The sequence below is a fragment of the Myxococcus sp. AS-1-15 genome, from assembly GCF_020037055.1.
In the GTDB taxonomy this organism is placed as follows: domain Bacteria; phylum Myxococcota; class Myxococcia; order Myxococcales; family Myxococcaceae; genus Myxococcus; species Myxococcus fulvus.
The window spans coordinates 797,644-813,919 of sequence record NZ_JAIQDF010000003.1 but is presented as its reverse complement, the minus strand read 5'-3'; the positions used below and the strand labels follow the sequence as shown (position 1 = coordinate 813,919).

Annotated in this window: 10 protein-coding genes and 1 pseudogene; 7 read left to right on the top strand and 4 right to left on the bottom strand. The window is 72.5% G+C overall.

Translation table 11 applies throughout. The features are described from left to right. Positions 1 to 57 precede the first annotated feature (57 nt). Both K8625_RS12820 and K8625_RS12815 read right to left on the bottom strand, forming a co-directional pair. On the bottom strand, positions 58 to 963 hold the full coding sequence (locus K8625_RS12820; protein WP_141325707.1) for a sterol desaturase family protein: 906 nt from the start codon (positions 961 to 963) through the stop codon (positions 58 to 60). Between the two features lie 22 nt (positions 964 to 985). After that, the gene (locus K8625_RS12815; RefSeq protein ID WP_223782869.1) at positions 986 to 1,660 is read right to left on the bottom strand and encodes a TetR/AcrR family transcriptional regulator; all 675 of its coding nucleotides are present in this window, start codon (positions 1,658 to 1,660) and stop codon (positions 986 to 988) included. Between the two features lie 354 nt (positions 1,661 to 2,014). On the opposite strand from K8625_RS12815, the pseudogene K8625_RS44440 reads away from it, so the two are divergent. After that, positions 2,015 to 2,467: pseudogene (locus K8625_RS44440) on the top strand (M23 family metallopeptidase); the annotation flags it as partial. Positions 2,468 to 2,650: 183 nt separating this feature from the next. Here K8625_RS44440 and K8625_RS12805 read toward each other — a convergent pair. After that, positions 2,651 to 4,348 carry a GTPase gene (locus tag K8625_RS12805; RefSeq protein WP_223782868.1) on the bottom strand — a complete coding sequence of 566 codons (1,698 nt, stop codon included), beginning with the start codon at positions 4,346 to 4,348 and terminating at the stop codon, positions 2,651 to 2,653. 258 nt (positions 4,349 to 4,606) lie between these two features. Between K8625_RS12805 and K8625_RS12800 the strand changes: the two genes are divergently transcribed. Next, a complete protein-coding gene (locus K8625_RS12800; protein ID WP_223749576.1) occupies positions 4,607 to 5,503 on the top strand; it encodes a dimethylarginine dimethylaminohydrolase family protein in 897 nt (298 codons plus the stop codon). Beyond that, positions 5,496 to 6,293, top strand: coding sequence for a hypothetical protein (locus K8625_RS12795; RefSeq protein ID WP_223782867.1), 798 nt, complete (start codon positions 5,496 to 5,498; stop codon positions 6,291 to 6,293). Before K8625_RS12800 ends, K8625_RS12795 begins: the two co-directional genes overlap by 8 nt. Before the next feature lie 15 nt (positions 6,294 to 6,308). On the opposite strand, the gene K8625_RS12790 is transcribed toward K8625_RS12795, so the two are convergent. Beyond that, positions 6,309 to 6,962 carry an MBL fold metallo-hydrolase gene (locus tag K8625_RS12790; protein ID WP_141325702.1) on the bottom strand — a complete coding sequence of 218 codons (654 nt, stop codon included), beginning with the start codon at positions 6,960 to 6,962 and terminating at the stop codon, positions 6,309 to 6,311. 142 nt (positions 6,963 to 7,104) lie between these two features. Between K8625_RS12790 and K8625_RS12785 the strand changes: the two genes are divergently transcribed. The 4 genes from K8625_RS12785 (at position 7,105) to K8625_RS12760 (ending at position 16,256) form a co-directional block, all read left to right on the top strand. Then, positions 7,105 to 9,015 (top strand): lipase maturation factor family protein, encoded by a 1,911-nt coding sequence (locus K8625_RS12785; RefSeq protein WP_223782866.1) that lies wholly within the window; start codon positions 7,105 to 7,107, stop codon positions 9,013 to 9,015. Positions 9,016 to 9,097: 82 nt separating this feature from the next. After that, a complete protein-coding gene (locus K8625_RS44170; RefSeq protein WP_305070886.1) occupies positions 9,098 to 13,069 on the top strand; it encodes a serine/threonine-protein kinase in 3,972 nt (1,323 codons plus the stop codon). 100 nt (positions 13,070 to 13,169) lie between these two features. Continuing rightward, positions 13,170 to 14,879 carry a HEAT repeat domain-containing protein gene (locus K8625_RS12765; RefSeq protein WP_223782865.1) on the top strand — a complete coding sequence of 570 codons (1,710 nt, stop codon included), beginning with the start codon at positions 13,170 to 13,172 and terminating at the stop codon, positions 14,877 to 14,879. Between the two features lie 27 nt (positions 14,880 to 14,906). Beyond that, a complete protein-coding gene (locus K8625_RS12760) occupies positions 14,907 to 16,256 on the top strand; it encodes an HD-GYP domain-containing protein (RefSeq protein WP_223782864.1) in 1,350 nt (449 codons plus the stop codon). The last annotated feature ends 20 nt before the right edge of the window (positions 16,257 to 16,276 follow it).

Here is a 16,276-nt window from a genome sequence, read left to right as displayed (position 1 = left end):
AGTGCCAGGTGGCTTAGCGCCTCCGAGCGGCCGTGGGAAGCCGAATGGGCCCCGGCCTCAGGCCGAGGGGCTCACTGTCTCCGGTTCCGAACTCGGCGGACCTTGTCGCGGCGTGGAGGAGTCCGCTGGCTTCCATGCGGGGTTGCGGAAGATGTAGCTCAGCCGCTGCCGCAGCGAGCCTCGCTTTGCCGCGTCCTTCGCGATGGAGGCGAACTCGTGGAACGCGATGCGCACCGGGTTGAACGTCTTCAGGTTCTTGGTGAGGCCGTAGACGGGCTTCTCACCCTCCGGCTCGAAGGTGCCGAACAGCCGGTCCCAGATGATGAGGATGCCCGCGTAGTTCTTGTCGAGGTAGCGCGGGTTGGCCGCGTGGTGCACGCGGTGGTGCGACGGCGTGTTGAGCACCCACTCGAGCGGCCGCGGCAGCCGGCCGATGGCCTCCGTGTGAATCCAGTACTGGTACAAGAGGCTCACTGACTGCTGGACGACAATCATCACCGGCGAGAAGCCCAGCAGCGCCAGCGGCGCCCAGAACACCCAGCTCGTCGGAGGCGTCCACGTCTGCCGCAGCGCCGTCGTCAGGTTGTAGTGCTGGCTGGAGTGGTGCACCACGTGTGATGCCCAGAAGAAGCGGCTCTCGTGGTGGACGCGGTGGAACCAGTAGTAGCAGAGGTCGTCCGCGAAGAAGAGGAGCACCCACGCGAGCACGCCCGTGCCCATGCGCAGCGGCGTCAGCTGGTACAGCGCCAGGTAGCCCGCGAAGGCCACGCCCTTCCACACCACGTTGATGAACACGTTGCCCAGCCCCATGGAGAGGCTTGCGAGCGAGTCCTTCCACGTGTGCCCCACCATGGCGGCGTTCTCCTCGCGCAGCTTCTTCACCCAGAAGAACTCGGCCACCACCGTCAGGATGAACACGGGAATGGCGGGTGCGATGAGGTCGGGGATGTGCGTGGCGTCCATGGGACACCTCCTTCAATGAAGCTCAGGACCTGGGGCGTGGGCGCGCTCGTTGCGGTGTCGGAGGAGAGAAGGCGCTGCGCATGAAGCGGGTGAGGGCATCCAGCATGCCGCGGTGGGCCGGGTCGTTCGGACGGGCACTGCCGCCCACGGCCGCGCCCTGCACGGCGTCCAGCGCCAGCTCCACCACCGCGTGGAACTCCGGAGACGAGGACGCCACGTCGGGGAACAGCTCGCGCGCCACCCGGTGCATGTTCTCGCGGTGGGGACCGTCCACGGCGGCGAGCGCCACGCGCAGCTCCGCGTCCGTGCGCGCCGCCACGTACAGCTCGATGGCCGCCTGCAGCTCCGGTCGCTGGTACGCCGCCCACAACATGTCCACCGCCGAGGCGATGCGGTCCTTGCCCGAGGGCCGCGCGCCCACGCCGGCGAGGTAGTCCTGGATGAGTCGGGGGAAGAGGTGCTCCACCGCCGCGGCGAGCAGTTCCTCCTTCGTGTCGAAGTGCGTGAAGAGGGCGCCCTGGGAGACGCCCGCTCGCTTCGCCACCTCCACCGTCGTCAGCCGGGCGTGCCCCAGCTCCACCAACGTCTCGATGGTCGCGTCCAGCAGCTTGCGCCGCGTCGTCTCGCGCCGCTCCTGCTGCGTGCGCCGCACGGGGCGCGCCGCCTTGCGATCCGGGGTGGGGGTCTTGGGGGCCATCGTCACGCCAAGCATAACGCCGGACTTAATGAGTGACCAGTCACTAAGTTCGTGAGCCCTGGGCGGGCGCGTGCGAGAGGGTGATCCACGCGGCCACTCCCGCCGAGACGGTGAGACATGCGCCGACCTTTGTCGCAAGCGTGCCCTGCTCGAGGCTTTTCGCGGCGGGACCTCGGGCGGGCGAGCAGACAGGTGCACGTCCGCCATGGCGCGATTCGTCCTCGGAGGAAGTGGGTCATGGCCCAGCGGCCGGGCAGGCGAGCCCGAGAGGCCCTGGTGATAGTCCTCGCGGGTTCGAGATAATTCGTCTGGGAAATACCCCAGGCACTTGTCTCCGTTGTCCGCCGGCCCGATATGAACCTTTCCTCCGCTCTCCTTGTCGGCTCCCTCCTGGCGTCCGCGCCAGCGGCTTCCAACTCGATGGCCTCTCCGGCGGCAGACCTGCCGGAAGTGGGCGTCCCGTTTGCCTGTGGCCGCATCCACACGGTGAGCCAGGGACACGACACGGGCAGTCACCAGCACAACGACACGTTCGCCTGGGACTTCCGCATGCCGGACGGCACGCCCATCGTCGCGGCGCGTGACGGGGTCGTGCGGCTGGCCCGCGGTGACAGCACGAAGGGTGGCTGCGACGAGAAGTTCGCGCCCTACGCCAACTACGTCGTCATCTCGCACGGTGACGGGCTGGAGACGCAGTACCTCCACTTCAGCGCGGTGGTGGTGAAGCCCGGCGAGAGCGTGAAGGAGGGGCAGCTCATCGGCTTCTCCGGCTCCACCGGCTGGGCGTGCGGCGCGCACCTGCACTTCAAGGTGGCGCGCGAGGTGGGCAAGGGTTGGAACAACCCGTCCGTGCCCGCGCGCATCGCTGGCTACGGGGACCCGGTGCGCGACACGCGCGTGGCCGCGCCCATCTGCCGCGAGTCCGGTCGCGACACGCTCATGGCCACGACGGACGGCACGCACACGCCGGGCCAGCCCGTGGTGTCCATGTCACCGGAGCGCGAGGATTCGCCGCGCGGCCTCCCGCCCGGGGCGAAGGCCATCATCGACGGCCTCTCCCAGCCGCCGGCCCAGGGTGGCCAGGGTCTCGACGAAGCGCGCGCGCCCGCCCGAGCCCGCACGGCGAGCGGCCCCAGCGAGACTCGCTGAGGCCAGCAGCGCGCCCGCTCCGGCGAGCAGCGCGAAGAGGGCTCCCGCGTTGACGAAGTAGTCCAACGGCAACAGGGGGCCCTCCACGTAGGCCCGCACCACGCGGTAGCCCACGTGTCCGAGCAGCACCAGCAAGGGCAGGTTGATGAGTGGCAGCACCAGCCATCGCGCGGTGCGCCACCATCCCGCCACCGCCTCCCCCACGCCCGTGGTGACGGTGTAGCGCCACGCGGACGCCCGCGCCGCGCGCACCTCGTCGAGCAGCACGTCCAGCTCCGGCACGCCGAGCACCGAGGGCTCCAGGCCTCCGGCCCGCGCGATGCTGCGCGCCTCCGCCAGCGCGGTGCGCGCCGCGGACTCCACGCCAAAGTCATCCTCGAAGGGCTCCACCACGGTGCTCTCCGCGGCGCGTGCGCGCGTGTGGCCTCGCACCACGTCCACCACGGTGGAGGCCGCCGCCACCGCGAGCCCCGCGGGCAGGCTCGCGCGTCCCACCAGCGCCGCCGCGCCCAGTCCGCTCGCGCCCCACAGGGACAGTCGGAGGCCCCACGCCGCGGGCCCCCAGAAGCGTCCACCGGCCTGTCGTCGCACCTCCGCGGCCAGGTGGCCATGCGCGAGCTTGAGGCGTGAGTCGAAGTCCTCGCGCAGGCCCTCGGAGGCCTTCTCCATCCCGGAGCCCAGGGCCGTGCGCGTGCGTCCGAGCAGGGTTTCCGTCTCCTCGAGCGCGGCCTTCACGCGCGAGGACACCTCCTCCAGCGCGCCCATCGCGTTGCCGCGTCGCACGCGCGCGGCGATGGCCTGGGTGGCGAGGCCCCGGAGGTGGAAGAGGAGCGGGCCGAACTCGCCGGACACGTCGCGGCCGTCCTTCGCCGCCTGCGCGCTGATGGCGAACACGGGGACGTCCTGGGGCGAAAGGCCGTACTGCTCCGAGGCGACGCGGCGCACCTGGGCCTTGAGCGTCTCGCGCGACTCGGCGGACAGCTCGTCGGCGAAGTTGAGGATGAACACGAGCGCGCGGCGGCGGGCGAACTCGGTGAGGAACTGGACCTGGGTGGCCTCCGCCACGCTGCCCCGGTGCATCACCACCAGCGCCACGTCCGCGCGCTCCAGCGCCGCGCGCGCGACGTCGCGATGCGTGGTGGCCACGCTGTTGAGGTCGGGTGTGTCGATGAACACCTGTCCGCCCCAGAGCGCCTGGGGGCCGGGCAGGTAGCGGGTGACGCGGGCGCCGGACTGGGCCAGCGAGTCGGCCGCGGCGCCCTCGGGGGCGAACACGGTGGCGACGGTGCTGGTGGGGCGGTCCACGCCCTCGCGCGAGAGGGGCTGGCCCGCGAGCGCGTTGAGGAGGGTGGACTTGCCGGCGCCGGTGGCGCCCACGAGCGCCACGGCGAGCGGGGCGTCCCGGTTCGCCACGCCGCGCGCGTAGTCGTCCACGAGCCGCTCCAAGCGCGCCGCATGCGGCTGGAGGGCTGGCAGTTCCAGGGCGGTCCGCAAGAGGGACCGGAGGGCTTCGGGCTCGGGCAGGCTCGTCTCGTCCACGGGGAGGGACAGCCTGTCCTGCCCGTGTCCCGGGGGCCAGCGCGAATGTCGTCGGACGTGCGCCAGCGTTCAGTGCGCGCCGGTGGCCTTGTGCACGGCGGTGCCGGAGCGGGGCGCTCTCTCGGAGGGAGGGTCCGCCCTGGCCGCTTCCCGAGACCAGCACGAATGTCGCCGGGCCTGCGCCTGCGTTCGGTGTGCGCCGGTGGCCTTGTGCGTGGCGGTGCAGGAGCCGGGCGCTCTCGGGTAGAACCAGGGGGCATGGAACTCTTCCTCATGTCGCCGCCGGGACGTGGCTGGGCACTGCGAGGACGCAACAACTTCCGCAGCCGCGAGGCGCCGCAGGTGGACGCGCGCAAGGCCCGCCGCGAGTGGCTGGCCCTGGCGCGAGCCATCGAGGCCCGCGGCGGCACGGTGGTGGCGCTGACCTCGCCGTCGGAGCTGCTCACGGGCATGCCCTACGCGGCGGAGTGTGGACAGGTGGTGGCGCGCGAGGGACGTGCACCCTGGTTCGTGTTGCCCCGGATGATGAGCGAGCACCGGCGCGCGGAGCGTGAGCACTGGGCCTCGCTGGCCAGGCGCATGGGCTTCGAGGTGGTGGACCCGGGCGTGGGCATCTGGGAGGCGCACGGAGATGTGGCGCACTTCGACGGTGTCACGCTCCTGTTCTGGGGCGGACGCACGACGCTCGAAGGGCTGGAGGCCGCGGCGCGCTGGTTCCCAGGGGAGGTGGTGCGCGTGCAGGTCCGCGAGCCCGCGTTCCACGGCAACATGGCGTTGCTGCCGCTGCCCGCGGTGGACCGGATGCTGGTGTGCCCGGAGGTCATCGCGCCCGAGTCATTCGCCCGATTGCGTGAGCGCTTCGGTGACGCGCGGCTGCTCGTGGTGACGGAGGACGAGATTCGTCGCTACGCCACGAATGGACTGCCGCTGGGGCGGGAGCTGCTCGCGCCCTCGGTGGTGCCCGGGTCGGTGCGTGCCCGACTGGAGGCGCTGGGGATGCGGGTGGTGTCGCTCGACATGGGGGAGCTCTGCGAGAAGGGCGGTGGCTCCTCGCGCTGTCTCGTGTCGCGAGCGGTGGTGGAGGATGGGGCGGTGAGCATTCCGGACGAGGCCCGCCTGGCGGCCGTGGCGAGGGACATCGAAGCCGATGCGTGACACCGAGGCCTTGACGCGACAGGCGGAGGCCTTCTTCTCCGCGCACCCGGGCGTATCGCTCCTGGCGCTGGGCGCGGGTGAGCACGCCGAGTCGATGGACCTGTCTCCGTTGGGATTGCCGGCGACGTACCTGCCAGCGGAGCGCAACCTGTCGCTGGCGGCGCAGTACCTCGCGCTGAATCAGTTCGCGTTCGGGGGCATCGGCGTGCCGCGCTGGGTGCTGTCGGACCTGTACCTGATGCCGGGAGCGATTGGACTGCTGCGCTGTCCGGCGAGGATGCTGAAGCTGGAGGCGCGCGCGCATCTGGGGCTGGAGGACGAGGACCCGGCCATCGGCGCGGCGTACTACGCGGCGCCCTCGGTGACGCCGGGGCTGTTCATCGGCGTGTCGCTGTTGAGCTTCCTGCCGGGGACGGGCGCGGGCGCGTGGGTGAAGACGCTGACGTTGAGCATGTTGCGCGCGAAGCGGCTGCGCGGCGTGGCCCAGTGGGACAACCCGAGCGTCCGCGTCCACTCACGACTGGGGCCGTTGCGGCTGGTGGGCCGGGTCCCCGGAGGACACGAGTACGGGGAGCGGACGTTCGTCTACGAGACGGACCTGTCCGACGGCGCGCGCGTGGCGGAGGCGATGGCGCGTCGGCTGTCGCTGCCGCACTCGCGTCGAATCGCCGTCACGGACCTGGCGGAGCTGAGTGTGCTGCTCGACCGCGCCGAGGCGGGCGAGCAGCTCTACCTGGTGCCTCCGGGGGTTCAAGACGGCCATGTCCTGGTGAGCGAGGACGTGACCTGAGTGACTCCGCCGTGCTCACGGTGAGGGCGCGGCGGGGGCGTCCATGTCCTCCTGGAGTGCTCGGCGTAGCGCGCTCGCGCCGTCCTTCAGGATGGGCTCGCCGTGCGCGAAGCAGAGGACGTCCACGGTGAGGTGGTCGAGGATGCGCTGGACGCTCTGCCGTGTGCGCAGGGGTTCATCCTGGTACTCGCTGGGGACGAACTCGGGCGTGCCCTGGCTGTCGTGGGTCAGCAAATCCGAGATGAAGGCGACACCGCGAGGATGCTTCTGCATCCACAGCGTGAACATGGCCACGGCGGGTCCAGGCGTGTGGAAGGGGAGCAGTCCGCCCGGCAGCGTGTCTCCGGCCACGTAGATGAAGTCGGGCTTGTCCTCCAGCCCGTACGCGTTCTCCGGGGCCCACACCGGCGCGCCGAACGCCTTCCGGAAGCGCCACGCGGAGCGCTGATGGTTCCCCGCCGTCAGGATGATGGCGGTGACATCGCCGAGCTCGCGCAGCTTCGCCTCGTCGATGGGCAGCGGGTCGATGAGGATGACGGAGCCATCCACGTCCACCACGGCGTAGGCATCGCTGCGCGTGCCGCCGATGCGGTTGTCGGTCACGGTCCAGTGGTGGATGCCCGGCACCAGCTCGACCAGTCGCTTCGCCTTCCCCTTCGGCTCACTCATTCGGTGAAGCTAGGCACCCCCCGGCGATGTCCAGGGGGCACCAGGTCTTCCCGCTCGCCCGCCCGCCACCCCGCCCCTGGAGCGACCACCGTCGGAACCCGGGTGACGGGCCTCACTCCCTGGCCGCGCCCATGCTTCGTTCATGGTGGGTTCACACACGCTCGAGCAGGGTCCCTCGCTGCTCCTGTACGACGCGGACTGTGGCTTCTGCCGCCGTTGGGTGGCGCGGTGGAAGCAGCGCAGCGACGGGGGCGTCCGTTTCCTGCCGGGGCGGAGCTGGCTGCTCCTGCTGCTCGGCATTCCCCGGCGGAACATGCGCCGCGCCACCCAACTGGTGGAGCCCTCGGGACGGGTGACGCAGGGTGCGGAGGCGGTCTTCCGCGCGCTCGCCCGCTCGCCGCGCTGGCTGACACGCGGCATGGCGAAGCTGGGGTTGCTGCCCGGCGTGCTGGGCGTGTCCCAGGCCGTGTACGGCGTCATCGCGCGCAATCGCCGCGCGGCCTCGCGGGTGGACCGCTGGCTCTTCGGGCGCACGGTGGTTCCCCGGGACGGACGCCAGGTGCGCTGGCTCTTCCTGCGACTGGCGGGAGGCGTGTTCCTCATCGCGTTCACCTCGCTGCGGCCGCAGGTGCTGGGGCTGTTCGGGGCTCGCGGCATCCGTCCCGTGAAGGACCTCGTCGAGTCGGACCTGCGCGAGCAACCGGCGCTCGAGCGCTGGAGACGGCTTCCCACCGTGTTCTGGTTCGACGCCTCCGACGCCGCGTTGCTGCGAGGCTGCCGGGTGGGGCAGCTGCTCTCGCTGGCCGTCATCTTCAATGTCGCGCCTCGGAGCGCGCTCGCGCTGCTGTGGGGCCTGTATCTCTCGTACGCGGCGGTGGGGCGTGAGTTCCTCTCGTTCCAGTGGGATGTCCTGCTGCTGGAGATGGGCCTGCTGTCCGCGCTCACCGCGCCCTCGGGGTTGAGGCCGGGGCTGGGGCGCGCCTCGCCCACGTCGCTGGAGGTGTTCCTCTTCCGGCTGCTCGTGTTCCGGCTCTACTTCGGCTCGGGGCTGAGCAAGTGGCAGTCCGGGGACAGGACCTGGCGTGAGCTGACGGCGTGTCGGCACTACTACGAGACCGCGCCCCTGCCCACGCGGGGTGGATGGTCCGCGCATCATCTGCCCGTGAGCCTGCAGCGTGCGTCGACGGCGGCGGTGCTCGCGCTGGAGGTGGCGCTGCCGCCGCTCGTGTTCGCGCCGCGTCGGCCGAGGCAGCTCGCGTTCGGCGCGTTCTCCGCGCTCCAGCTCGCCATCATGGCCACGGGCAACTACGGCTTCTTCAACGTGCAATCGCTGGTGCTCGGCCTGTGGCTCCTGGACGACGTGAGCCTGAGGCGGATGCTCCCCTTCCTGCGCGAGCCTCCGCCCCCGTCGAGGCGCGGCGCGGGCTGGGGCAAGGTCCTGAGCGCGGGGCTCTTCGGTCCGTTGCTGGTGCTCGGCGCGGCGGACATCCTCCTGCGGTTCGAGCGGAGCGCGCGTCTGCCAGAGCGGGTCCAGCGTTCGCTGTCGTGGCTGCACGGGTGCGCGCGTCCGCTGCGCTCGGTGAATCGCTATGGGCTCTTCAGCGTGATGACGGTGGAGCGGCCTGAAATCATCGTCGAGGGCTCTCGCGACGGCGAGCACTGGGAGCCTTATGGCTTCCGCTACAAAGTGGACGACGTCACCCGGCCGCCCGTGCAGGTGGCGCCGCATCAACCCCGGCTCGACTGGCAGATGTGGTTCGCCGCGCTGAGCGCGCCGCCCAGTTGGTTCATCATGTTCCTGGCGCGACTGCTGGAGGGCTCGCCCGAGGTGTTGTCCCTGCTCGCGCGCAACCCCTTCCCGGACGCGCCGCCCCGCCAGGTGCGCGCGGTGCTGTACGACTACCGCATGACGGACGTGGAGGAGCGTCGGCGCACGGGTGCGTGGTGGACGCGTGAGCGGCGGGGGCTGTACCTCCAACCGCTGGCCCTCGCGCCAGGAGGTCCCTCGCTGGGGGGGGGCCCTCGCCTGCGCTGGTTGGCGCCGGGCGAGTGAACGCCACTGGGTAACAGATGCCCCAGCGGCCGAGGATAGGAACTGGCGGGCTTCCGCGCGGGGTGGCTAGCGTGTCCTGGCGATGTCCACCTCGAGCAGCCCTGTCCCTCTCGTCTTCGGCCGGTACGCGGTGCTCAACCGGCTCGCGGTGGGCGGCATGGGCGAAATCTTCCTGGCGCGACAGGTGGGCGTCAGCGGCTTCGAGCGCCCCGTCATCTTGAAGAGCCTGCTGCCGGACCTGCTGGAGCAGGAGGGCTCGCTGGAGATGTTCCTCGACGAGGCGCGGGTGGCCGGGCGCCTCAACCATCCCAACGTCGTCCACGTGTTCGAGGTCGGCGAGTGGGAGGGCACCTTCTACATCGCCATGGAGTACATCGAGGGCGAGAACCTCGGACGGCTGGCCCGCGCGGCCTCGCGCTCCGGGGCGGCGCTGAGCCCGGGCGTCTGTGCGCGCATCATCCGCGACGCCGCGCTCGGGTTGGACCATGCGCACCAGGCCGTGGATGCCCAGGGCGTGTCACTGGACCTGGTCCACCGTGACATCAGTCCGCAGAACATCATGGTGCGACTGGACGGCGTGACGAAGGTGGTGGACTTCGGCGTGGCCAAGGCGAGCAATCGCTCCACGCGCACGCGCACCGGCATCCTCAAGGGCAAGCTGCGGTACATGTCACCCGAGCAGGTGCGCAACCATCCGCTCGACGGGCGCAGCGACCAGTACGCGCTGGGCGTCGTGCTGTGGGAGCTGGTGACGCACCGTCCGCTGGTGGAGACGGACAACGCTCCCGAGGCGATGCGGCGCATCGCGCTGACGCCCGCGCTCAAGCCGTCGATGCTCGTCGACGGTGTCTCCCCGCTGCTCGACAGCATCATCCTGCGCATGCTGGCCAAGCCGCGTGAGCAGCGCTTCGAGCGCTGCGGCGACGTGGCCCGGGCGCTCCAGCAGTACCTGGATGAGACGCCGCGCGGACCCGAGGACGACGTCGCCCAGACGGCCGAGCGGCTGGTGGGCGAGATGGTCCGCGCGCGGATGCGCGAGTCCAGCGTGGGCCTGGGAAGCCTGCTGCCGCGCGTCTCCGAGTCCAGCGTGACGTGCCCTCGATGTGGACAGTCCACGCGGGGCAGCAGTCGCTTCTGTCCGCACTGTGGCAGCGCCATGGCGGCCATCTCCGGGGGCGTGTCCGGCTCACCGGAGGCGAAGGCACCGCTCGCCACGGCCGAGCCGCCCGCTCCCGGGGGAGATGCCGCGGGCGCGACGCGGACGAGAAGCCTTCGTCCCGAAGGCGCGCGCTCGCAGGACGTCTCGGTGGTCTCCGACGGACAGCTCATCGACCTGGAGGCGCCGCCGACGGAGCTTCACGGCCCTGCCACGGTGACGACGGCCGCGTCCGTGCCGCTGGCGGAGGACGGCCCCGCGGCGACGGTGAGGATGCGGGGGCGCGAGGCCGGCTCCCTCAAGCGCAAGCTGGTCATCGTCACGGTGGCGCTGGAGGGCGCCGAGGCGCTGCGCAAGGCGCTGGGGCCCGAGGAGGGGATGGAGGCCGTGGGCCAGCTGATGGACCTGGCCGCGGCCATCGCCGAGCGACACGAGGCGGAGGTGGTGCAGCTCACCGAGTCGCGCTGGAGCCTGGCGTTCGGCCTGCCCGTGTCGCGTCGGGATGACCCGGCGCGCGCGGTCCGCTGCGTGCTGGAGCTGCTGCGCGCGGTGGAGGCCTCGGGCGTGTCTCCCGCGCCGACGCTGCGCGCGGGCCTGGAGTTCGACGCCGTGCTGGTGAGCGGAGGCGGTGGCCGCGCGCCGTGGCGCGTGACGGGCGTGGGACTGGAGCACTCCGCCGCGCTCGCGCAGGCGGCGGCCCCGGGAGAGGTGCTGGTGGGCTCCGCCGCGAAGGGCTTGCTGGAGGAGGGCGTCCGCTTCGGACCGGAGCGGAGCCTGGCCTCGGGGAGCGCCTGGCGCGTGGAGGGCCTGGGCGGCGTGATGCGTGGCACGCCCTTCGTGGGCCGTGAGGACGCGCTGGTCGCCGCGCGACGGGTGGTGGACGCGCTGAAGGCGGGGCAGGGGAGCGCCCGGCTCTTCTCGGGGGCGGCGGGCATGGGCAAGAGCCGGCTGCTCGAGGCCGTGGCGGAGCAGGCCGCACGCGAGCCGGGGCCGCGGGTGGTGAGGACCAGCGCGGAGGACCTGCGCGGCGCGGGGGCGATGGGGTTGATGCGCTCGGTGCTCACCGGCCTCGCGCGCATGCTGGGCCCCGTGCCCGAGGGGGCGCCGCTCCAGCCGCTCGCCCTGTTGGGCCTGTCCTCGCAGGAGGTCGCCGCGCTCTGGCGACGGTTGTCCCAGGGCGGACCCTCGGGCCAGCTCCAGGCCGCCGATGCCGCGCTGACGGAGACGCTGCTGCGCGCGGCACGTGTCGGCGGGCTGTTGCTGCTCGTGGATGACGTGCACCACGCGGACGTGGCCTCGCTGGAGCTGTTGGTGGCGCTGGTGAGCGCGCCCGGCTCCCGCGTCGCCTTGATGGCCACGACGGCGCCGGAGGCGTTGCCCGTCGCCATCACGTCGCTTCCCCTCTCGGTGCTGGGAGGCATGCCCAGGCCGGAGCTGCGGACCCTGCTCGCCTCGGCCTTCGGTGCGCCCCCGAGCGCCGAGGTGGAGACGCTCGTCTTCGAGCGTTCGAGCGGCAACCCCTCCTTCGCGCTGGAGCTGATGCGGGCCCTCGTCGAGCGCGGCGCCGTGCAGCGGCTGGGCGGCGCCCTGCAGGCCACCCAGCCGCTGGGCGAGGCGGTGTTGCCCGACAGCCTCGGCCTCGCGCTGGGCGCGCGTCTGGACCTGCTGCCGCCGCCGCTGCAACGCTTCCTGTCCCGCGCGGCCGTCGAGGGGGCCGTCTTCTCCGCCGCGCTCGTGCGCGCCTCGCTGTCGGACGAAGTCGTGGAAGCGGACGTGCCCGAGCTGCTGGTGGTGGATGGGTGGCTCACGGAGGTGAAGGAGCGGCCCGGCTGTCTGCGCTTCACGCAGGAGCTGGCCCGCCAGGCCTTGCTGGAGCGGCTGCCCGTGAGCGCGCTGCGCCGCGCGCACCAGGCGCTGGCGGAGGCGCTGGGCAAGGACGCCTTCGCCGCCGAGCCCGCGCGCGAGGTCCGCGTGGCCGACCACCTGCTCGTCGCGGGCGCACCCGGAGCCTCCGCGGCCTGTGAGCGCGCGGGGGAGCGGCTCTCCGCGCGAGGGGAGTGGCGGGCGGCCTTCGACTACTTCCGACGCGCCATGGGCGACTCCCCTGGCGCCACGCCCGCGGCGCGGCTCTGGCAGTGGGGCATGCTGACGCGCGCGTGCACCTGTCTGACGCAGGTGGACCCCGCCTCCGTGGCGTCCATCGCGGAGCCGTGGCTGGGGAGGCTGCCCGACACCGAGGCGCCCGCCGCCCGCGCGGAGCTGGTGCGCCGCATCGCCGCCGCGGAGCTGAAGCTGGGGCAGGTGGCCGCCGCGGAGGCCCGACTGCTGGCGATTCGCGAGGCCGCCGCCACCGAGTTGGAGGTGGAGGCGTGGGTCCTGGGCGAGCACTCCCGGGCCCGCGAGGCGCGGGGGGACATCACGGGCGCGGTGGAGCTCGTCACCCGGGCCTTCCAGCGGATGGGCGGCAAGCCCGCCCGGGCGCCGGACTTCTACTGGGAGCACCTCAACCTGCTGGGGCGCCTGCAGCTGCGCCTCCAGCAGGCGGAGAAGGCCCGTGTCAGCTTCACCCACGCCGCCGAGCAGGCGCGCGCCACGGGCAGCCTCGTGGGTCAGGCGCGTGCGCTCTCCAACCTCGCGGGTCTGCGGGTCCTCGCCGGAGAACATGCGGCGGCCCTCACGGAACTGGAGCGCGCCCTCTCCCTCGCGGAGCAGGCGGGGGATTCACAGGAGGCGGCCCGAATCCACTACAACGCGGGCCGGTTGCTGGGCGCGGGCGGCCAGCTCGCCGAGGCGCGGGAGCGATTGGAGCGCGCGCGGGAGCGCTCCCGAATCGCGGGCTGGCGCGAGGGGGAGGCCCTGGCCACGCAGGCCCTGGGCGCTCTCGCTCCCCGACCCTGAACGGTCCACCCCACAATCCCTGGCAGGTTTCTGGCTTTGGTGCGGTTCATTGAATTCAATGAATTGCTAGACCATGCCCATGCCCGCCTCTCGAAGTCCGATGGCCGTCCCGACGCCCGGTGGCGCGCCCGTGCTCACCGCGGAGGAAGCCGCGACGGAGGTGGGGCACGCGCTGAACAAGGTGCTGGGCGCGTACCGCTTCTATGCGGAGGGCCACGCCGCGCTGGCGGAGGTCCAGCAGCGGCTGGTCGAGTGTGTGAGCCGCTACCACGCGGTGACGGGGGAGGCGGTGGTGCTGCACATCCGCTCCTCGGCGTTGCTGTTGGGGGACGTGGTGCTGGTGGAGTCGGCGTCGGCGAAGGACTCCGTGACGCGGCCGCTCTTCCTGGAGGGCGTGCAGGAGGTGCTGTGGCAGCCGGGTGTGGAGGCGGAGGAGCTGGGGGCGTTCCTGGCCATGTGGCACCGCGCGCTGCAGCGCACGCTGCCGCCGGAGTACGACTTCTACACGTGGTTCTGGGAGCGGGGGTTCGAGGACATCGAGCTCGTCGTCGCGGAGGTGCCCGCCTCGGCCGAGACGGGCGAGTCGGCGCAGACGGAGGCGCAGCTCGCCGAGCGTGAGGAGCAGCTGTTCGCGGACCTCACGCGGCGCCAGTCCTCGGGTTCGGGCCGGCGTCGCCCGGTGGGGCACGACGAGTGGCTCGCGCGCCTGGAGGCGGAGGTGCTGGCCCCCGTCAGCGCGCAGGACCTGGTGCGCTCGGGGGCGCCGGCGTTCGAGGGCGCCAGCGACGCGGAGGTGGCGGAGCTGCGCGCCCTGCTGGAGCGCGAGCGCGGCGGCGTGGGCGTGCATGAGCGGAGCGTGTGGATGGTGTGGGGCCTGCTCGCGGTGTGCCGCGAGGAGGAGCGCGCGGCGCTGCTGGGCTGGATGGAGGAGCTCCTGTCGGGGTTCGTCTCCCATGGCCGGTGGGCGGAGCTGTCGCAGGTGGTGCAGGGCATGACGCGGGATGCGCGCGCGTCCGGGGCCCGCGCGCCGGACCTGTACGCCGTCACGCGGCTTTTCTTCCTGGAGGCGCCTCGCTTCGCGCTCGCCCAGGCCACGGCCCAGCCAGGGGTGCTGCTGCGCGTGCTGGAGCTGTTGAGCGCGCTGCCTCGCGACGCGCTCCAGGGCGCCACGGACCTCTTGTTCGAGCTGCCGTCTCCGGAGGCGCGCGGCGCGCTGGCGAAGCTGCTCGTGCGCCGGGGTGTGTCGTTGGGCGTGCTGGTGACGCGCGCCGCGTCGCTGGGGGAGCGGGACCTGGACTGGCTGCAGTTCCTGCGCGAGGCGGGCCCCGAGGCCCAGCCGCTGACGGCGGCCTTGCTCTCGCACCCCAGGCCCCGGGTGCGCGCGGCGCTGCTGTCGCGGCTCAATCCCCGGGATATCGAGCCGCAGCGCTCGGCGCTCCTGCGGCTGCTGGCGGACCCGGAGGCGGAGGTTCGCGGCGCGGCGCTCGTGTTGCTGGTGCGGCACGGGGTGGAGGCGGCGGTGGGGCCGCTGGTGTCGCGCCTGGAGGTGAAGCTGGAGGCGCGTGAGCGGATGGCGGTGCTGCGCGCGCTCGCGGACCTGGGCGGGCCCCTGGCGGGCGCGGCGCTGCGCACGGCCTTCGAGCGGGAGCAGGACGTGGAGCTCAAGGCGCACTGCGCGCGGTGCATCGGCGTGCTCGGAGACCCCAGGGCCCGGCCGCTCCTGGAGGCCGTGGCGAGCAAGCTCTTCGCGCCGCGCGTCCTCAAGCAGGCCTGTCGTGAGGCGCTGGCGCAGCTGGCTCCGGTGGGCTGAGGCGCCTGGGGCGCCAGGTGGGGAACCATGGAGACGGAGTCGAATCGGGACGACGCGGCGCGGGTGGGCCCCAGGTTGATGGGGTTGGTGGTGCGCTGCCTGAACACGGTGTCCCTGCACGACGTGGACAACGCGGGCGTGAAGGAGGGGCTCGAGGAGCTGGGCGCGCTGCTGGACGCGGAGCTGCGAGGGCAGAAGTCGGTGGAGCTGCAGTGCGTGGGCGGCATCCCCTTCCTCAACGGCGCGCGGATGAAGCTGGGCGAGGAGCACCTCGAGATGGCCGTCTCGCTGCGGCGCTACCTGGAGCACCTTCAAGTGCAGGAGATCTCCTTCGGCGCGGGGCTGCGCCGTGAGCACCTGCGCGCCTTCCTGCTCGCGTTCCAGAAGCACCGGCGCGCCCAGAAGCCCCAGGCCATCCTCAACGAGAAGCTGGGCCCCATCCGCCTGCGCGAGGTGCTGTCCTCCCACAACGTGCTCACGCCGCGCGAGGTGATGCTGCGCTACTACGCGCGGCTGATCGTCCTCCTCAAGCACGTCATCACCAGCCAGTCGCCGGTGCGCGTGGAGCGCTTCCGGCGCGTGCTGTTGCGGCTGGCCGAGGCCTCGGTGGGTCACGAGGCGCTCCTGGTGGGCCTGACGCGCTTCCGGCGCACGGACGTGGACGGGGGTCAGCACGGCGCGGCGGTGGCGGTGCTCTCGCTGTTGATGGCGCGGCGGATGGGGATGTCGCGCGCGCAGCAGCTCGACCTGGCCCTGAGCGGCCTGTTCCATGACCTGGGGCGGGGTGCGTCGACGCTGCCTCCCGAGCAGGAGTTCGACCGGGCCTCGCACGAGCTGCTGGCGCGGCGCGGGCCGCTGAAGACGGCGCTGCGGTTGTTGCAGCGCCCGCTGGACGCGGGCCGGCTGGAGCGCGTGGTGGCCGCGCACGACTGCCTCCAGCCGGCGTGGAGCGGCCCGGTGCAGCGCCCGGTGGGACTGGCGGGGCGGCTGTTGGCGGTGCCGTGTGCCTTCGACCTGCTGACCTTCCCGGCGCCTCCGCATCCAGGGCTGGCGCCTGACACGGCCCTGCGGCTCATCACCCACCGGGCCGGGACGCGGTTCGATGCGCGCGTGGTGCGCCTGTTCACCTCGGTGGCGGGCTTCTATCCGGTGGGGACGCTGGTGCGCCTCTCGGGCGGGCAGCTCGGCGTGGTGATGGATGTCCCCTCGGACGCGGCCCAGGCGGCCAGGCCCCGCGTGCGGGTCATCCAGGGCGCGGGCCGCACGAAGGCGGACTACGTGGTCGACCTCGCGGAGCCCGGCCAACGGCTGAACATCGTCGCGTCCCTGGACTCCACCGAGAGTGACTTCAACGTCCCGCACTTCCTCTTCGCCTGAGGGCCGCGGAGCCGCTGGGG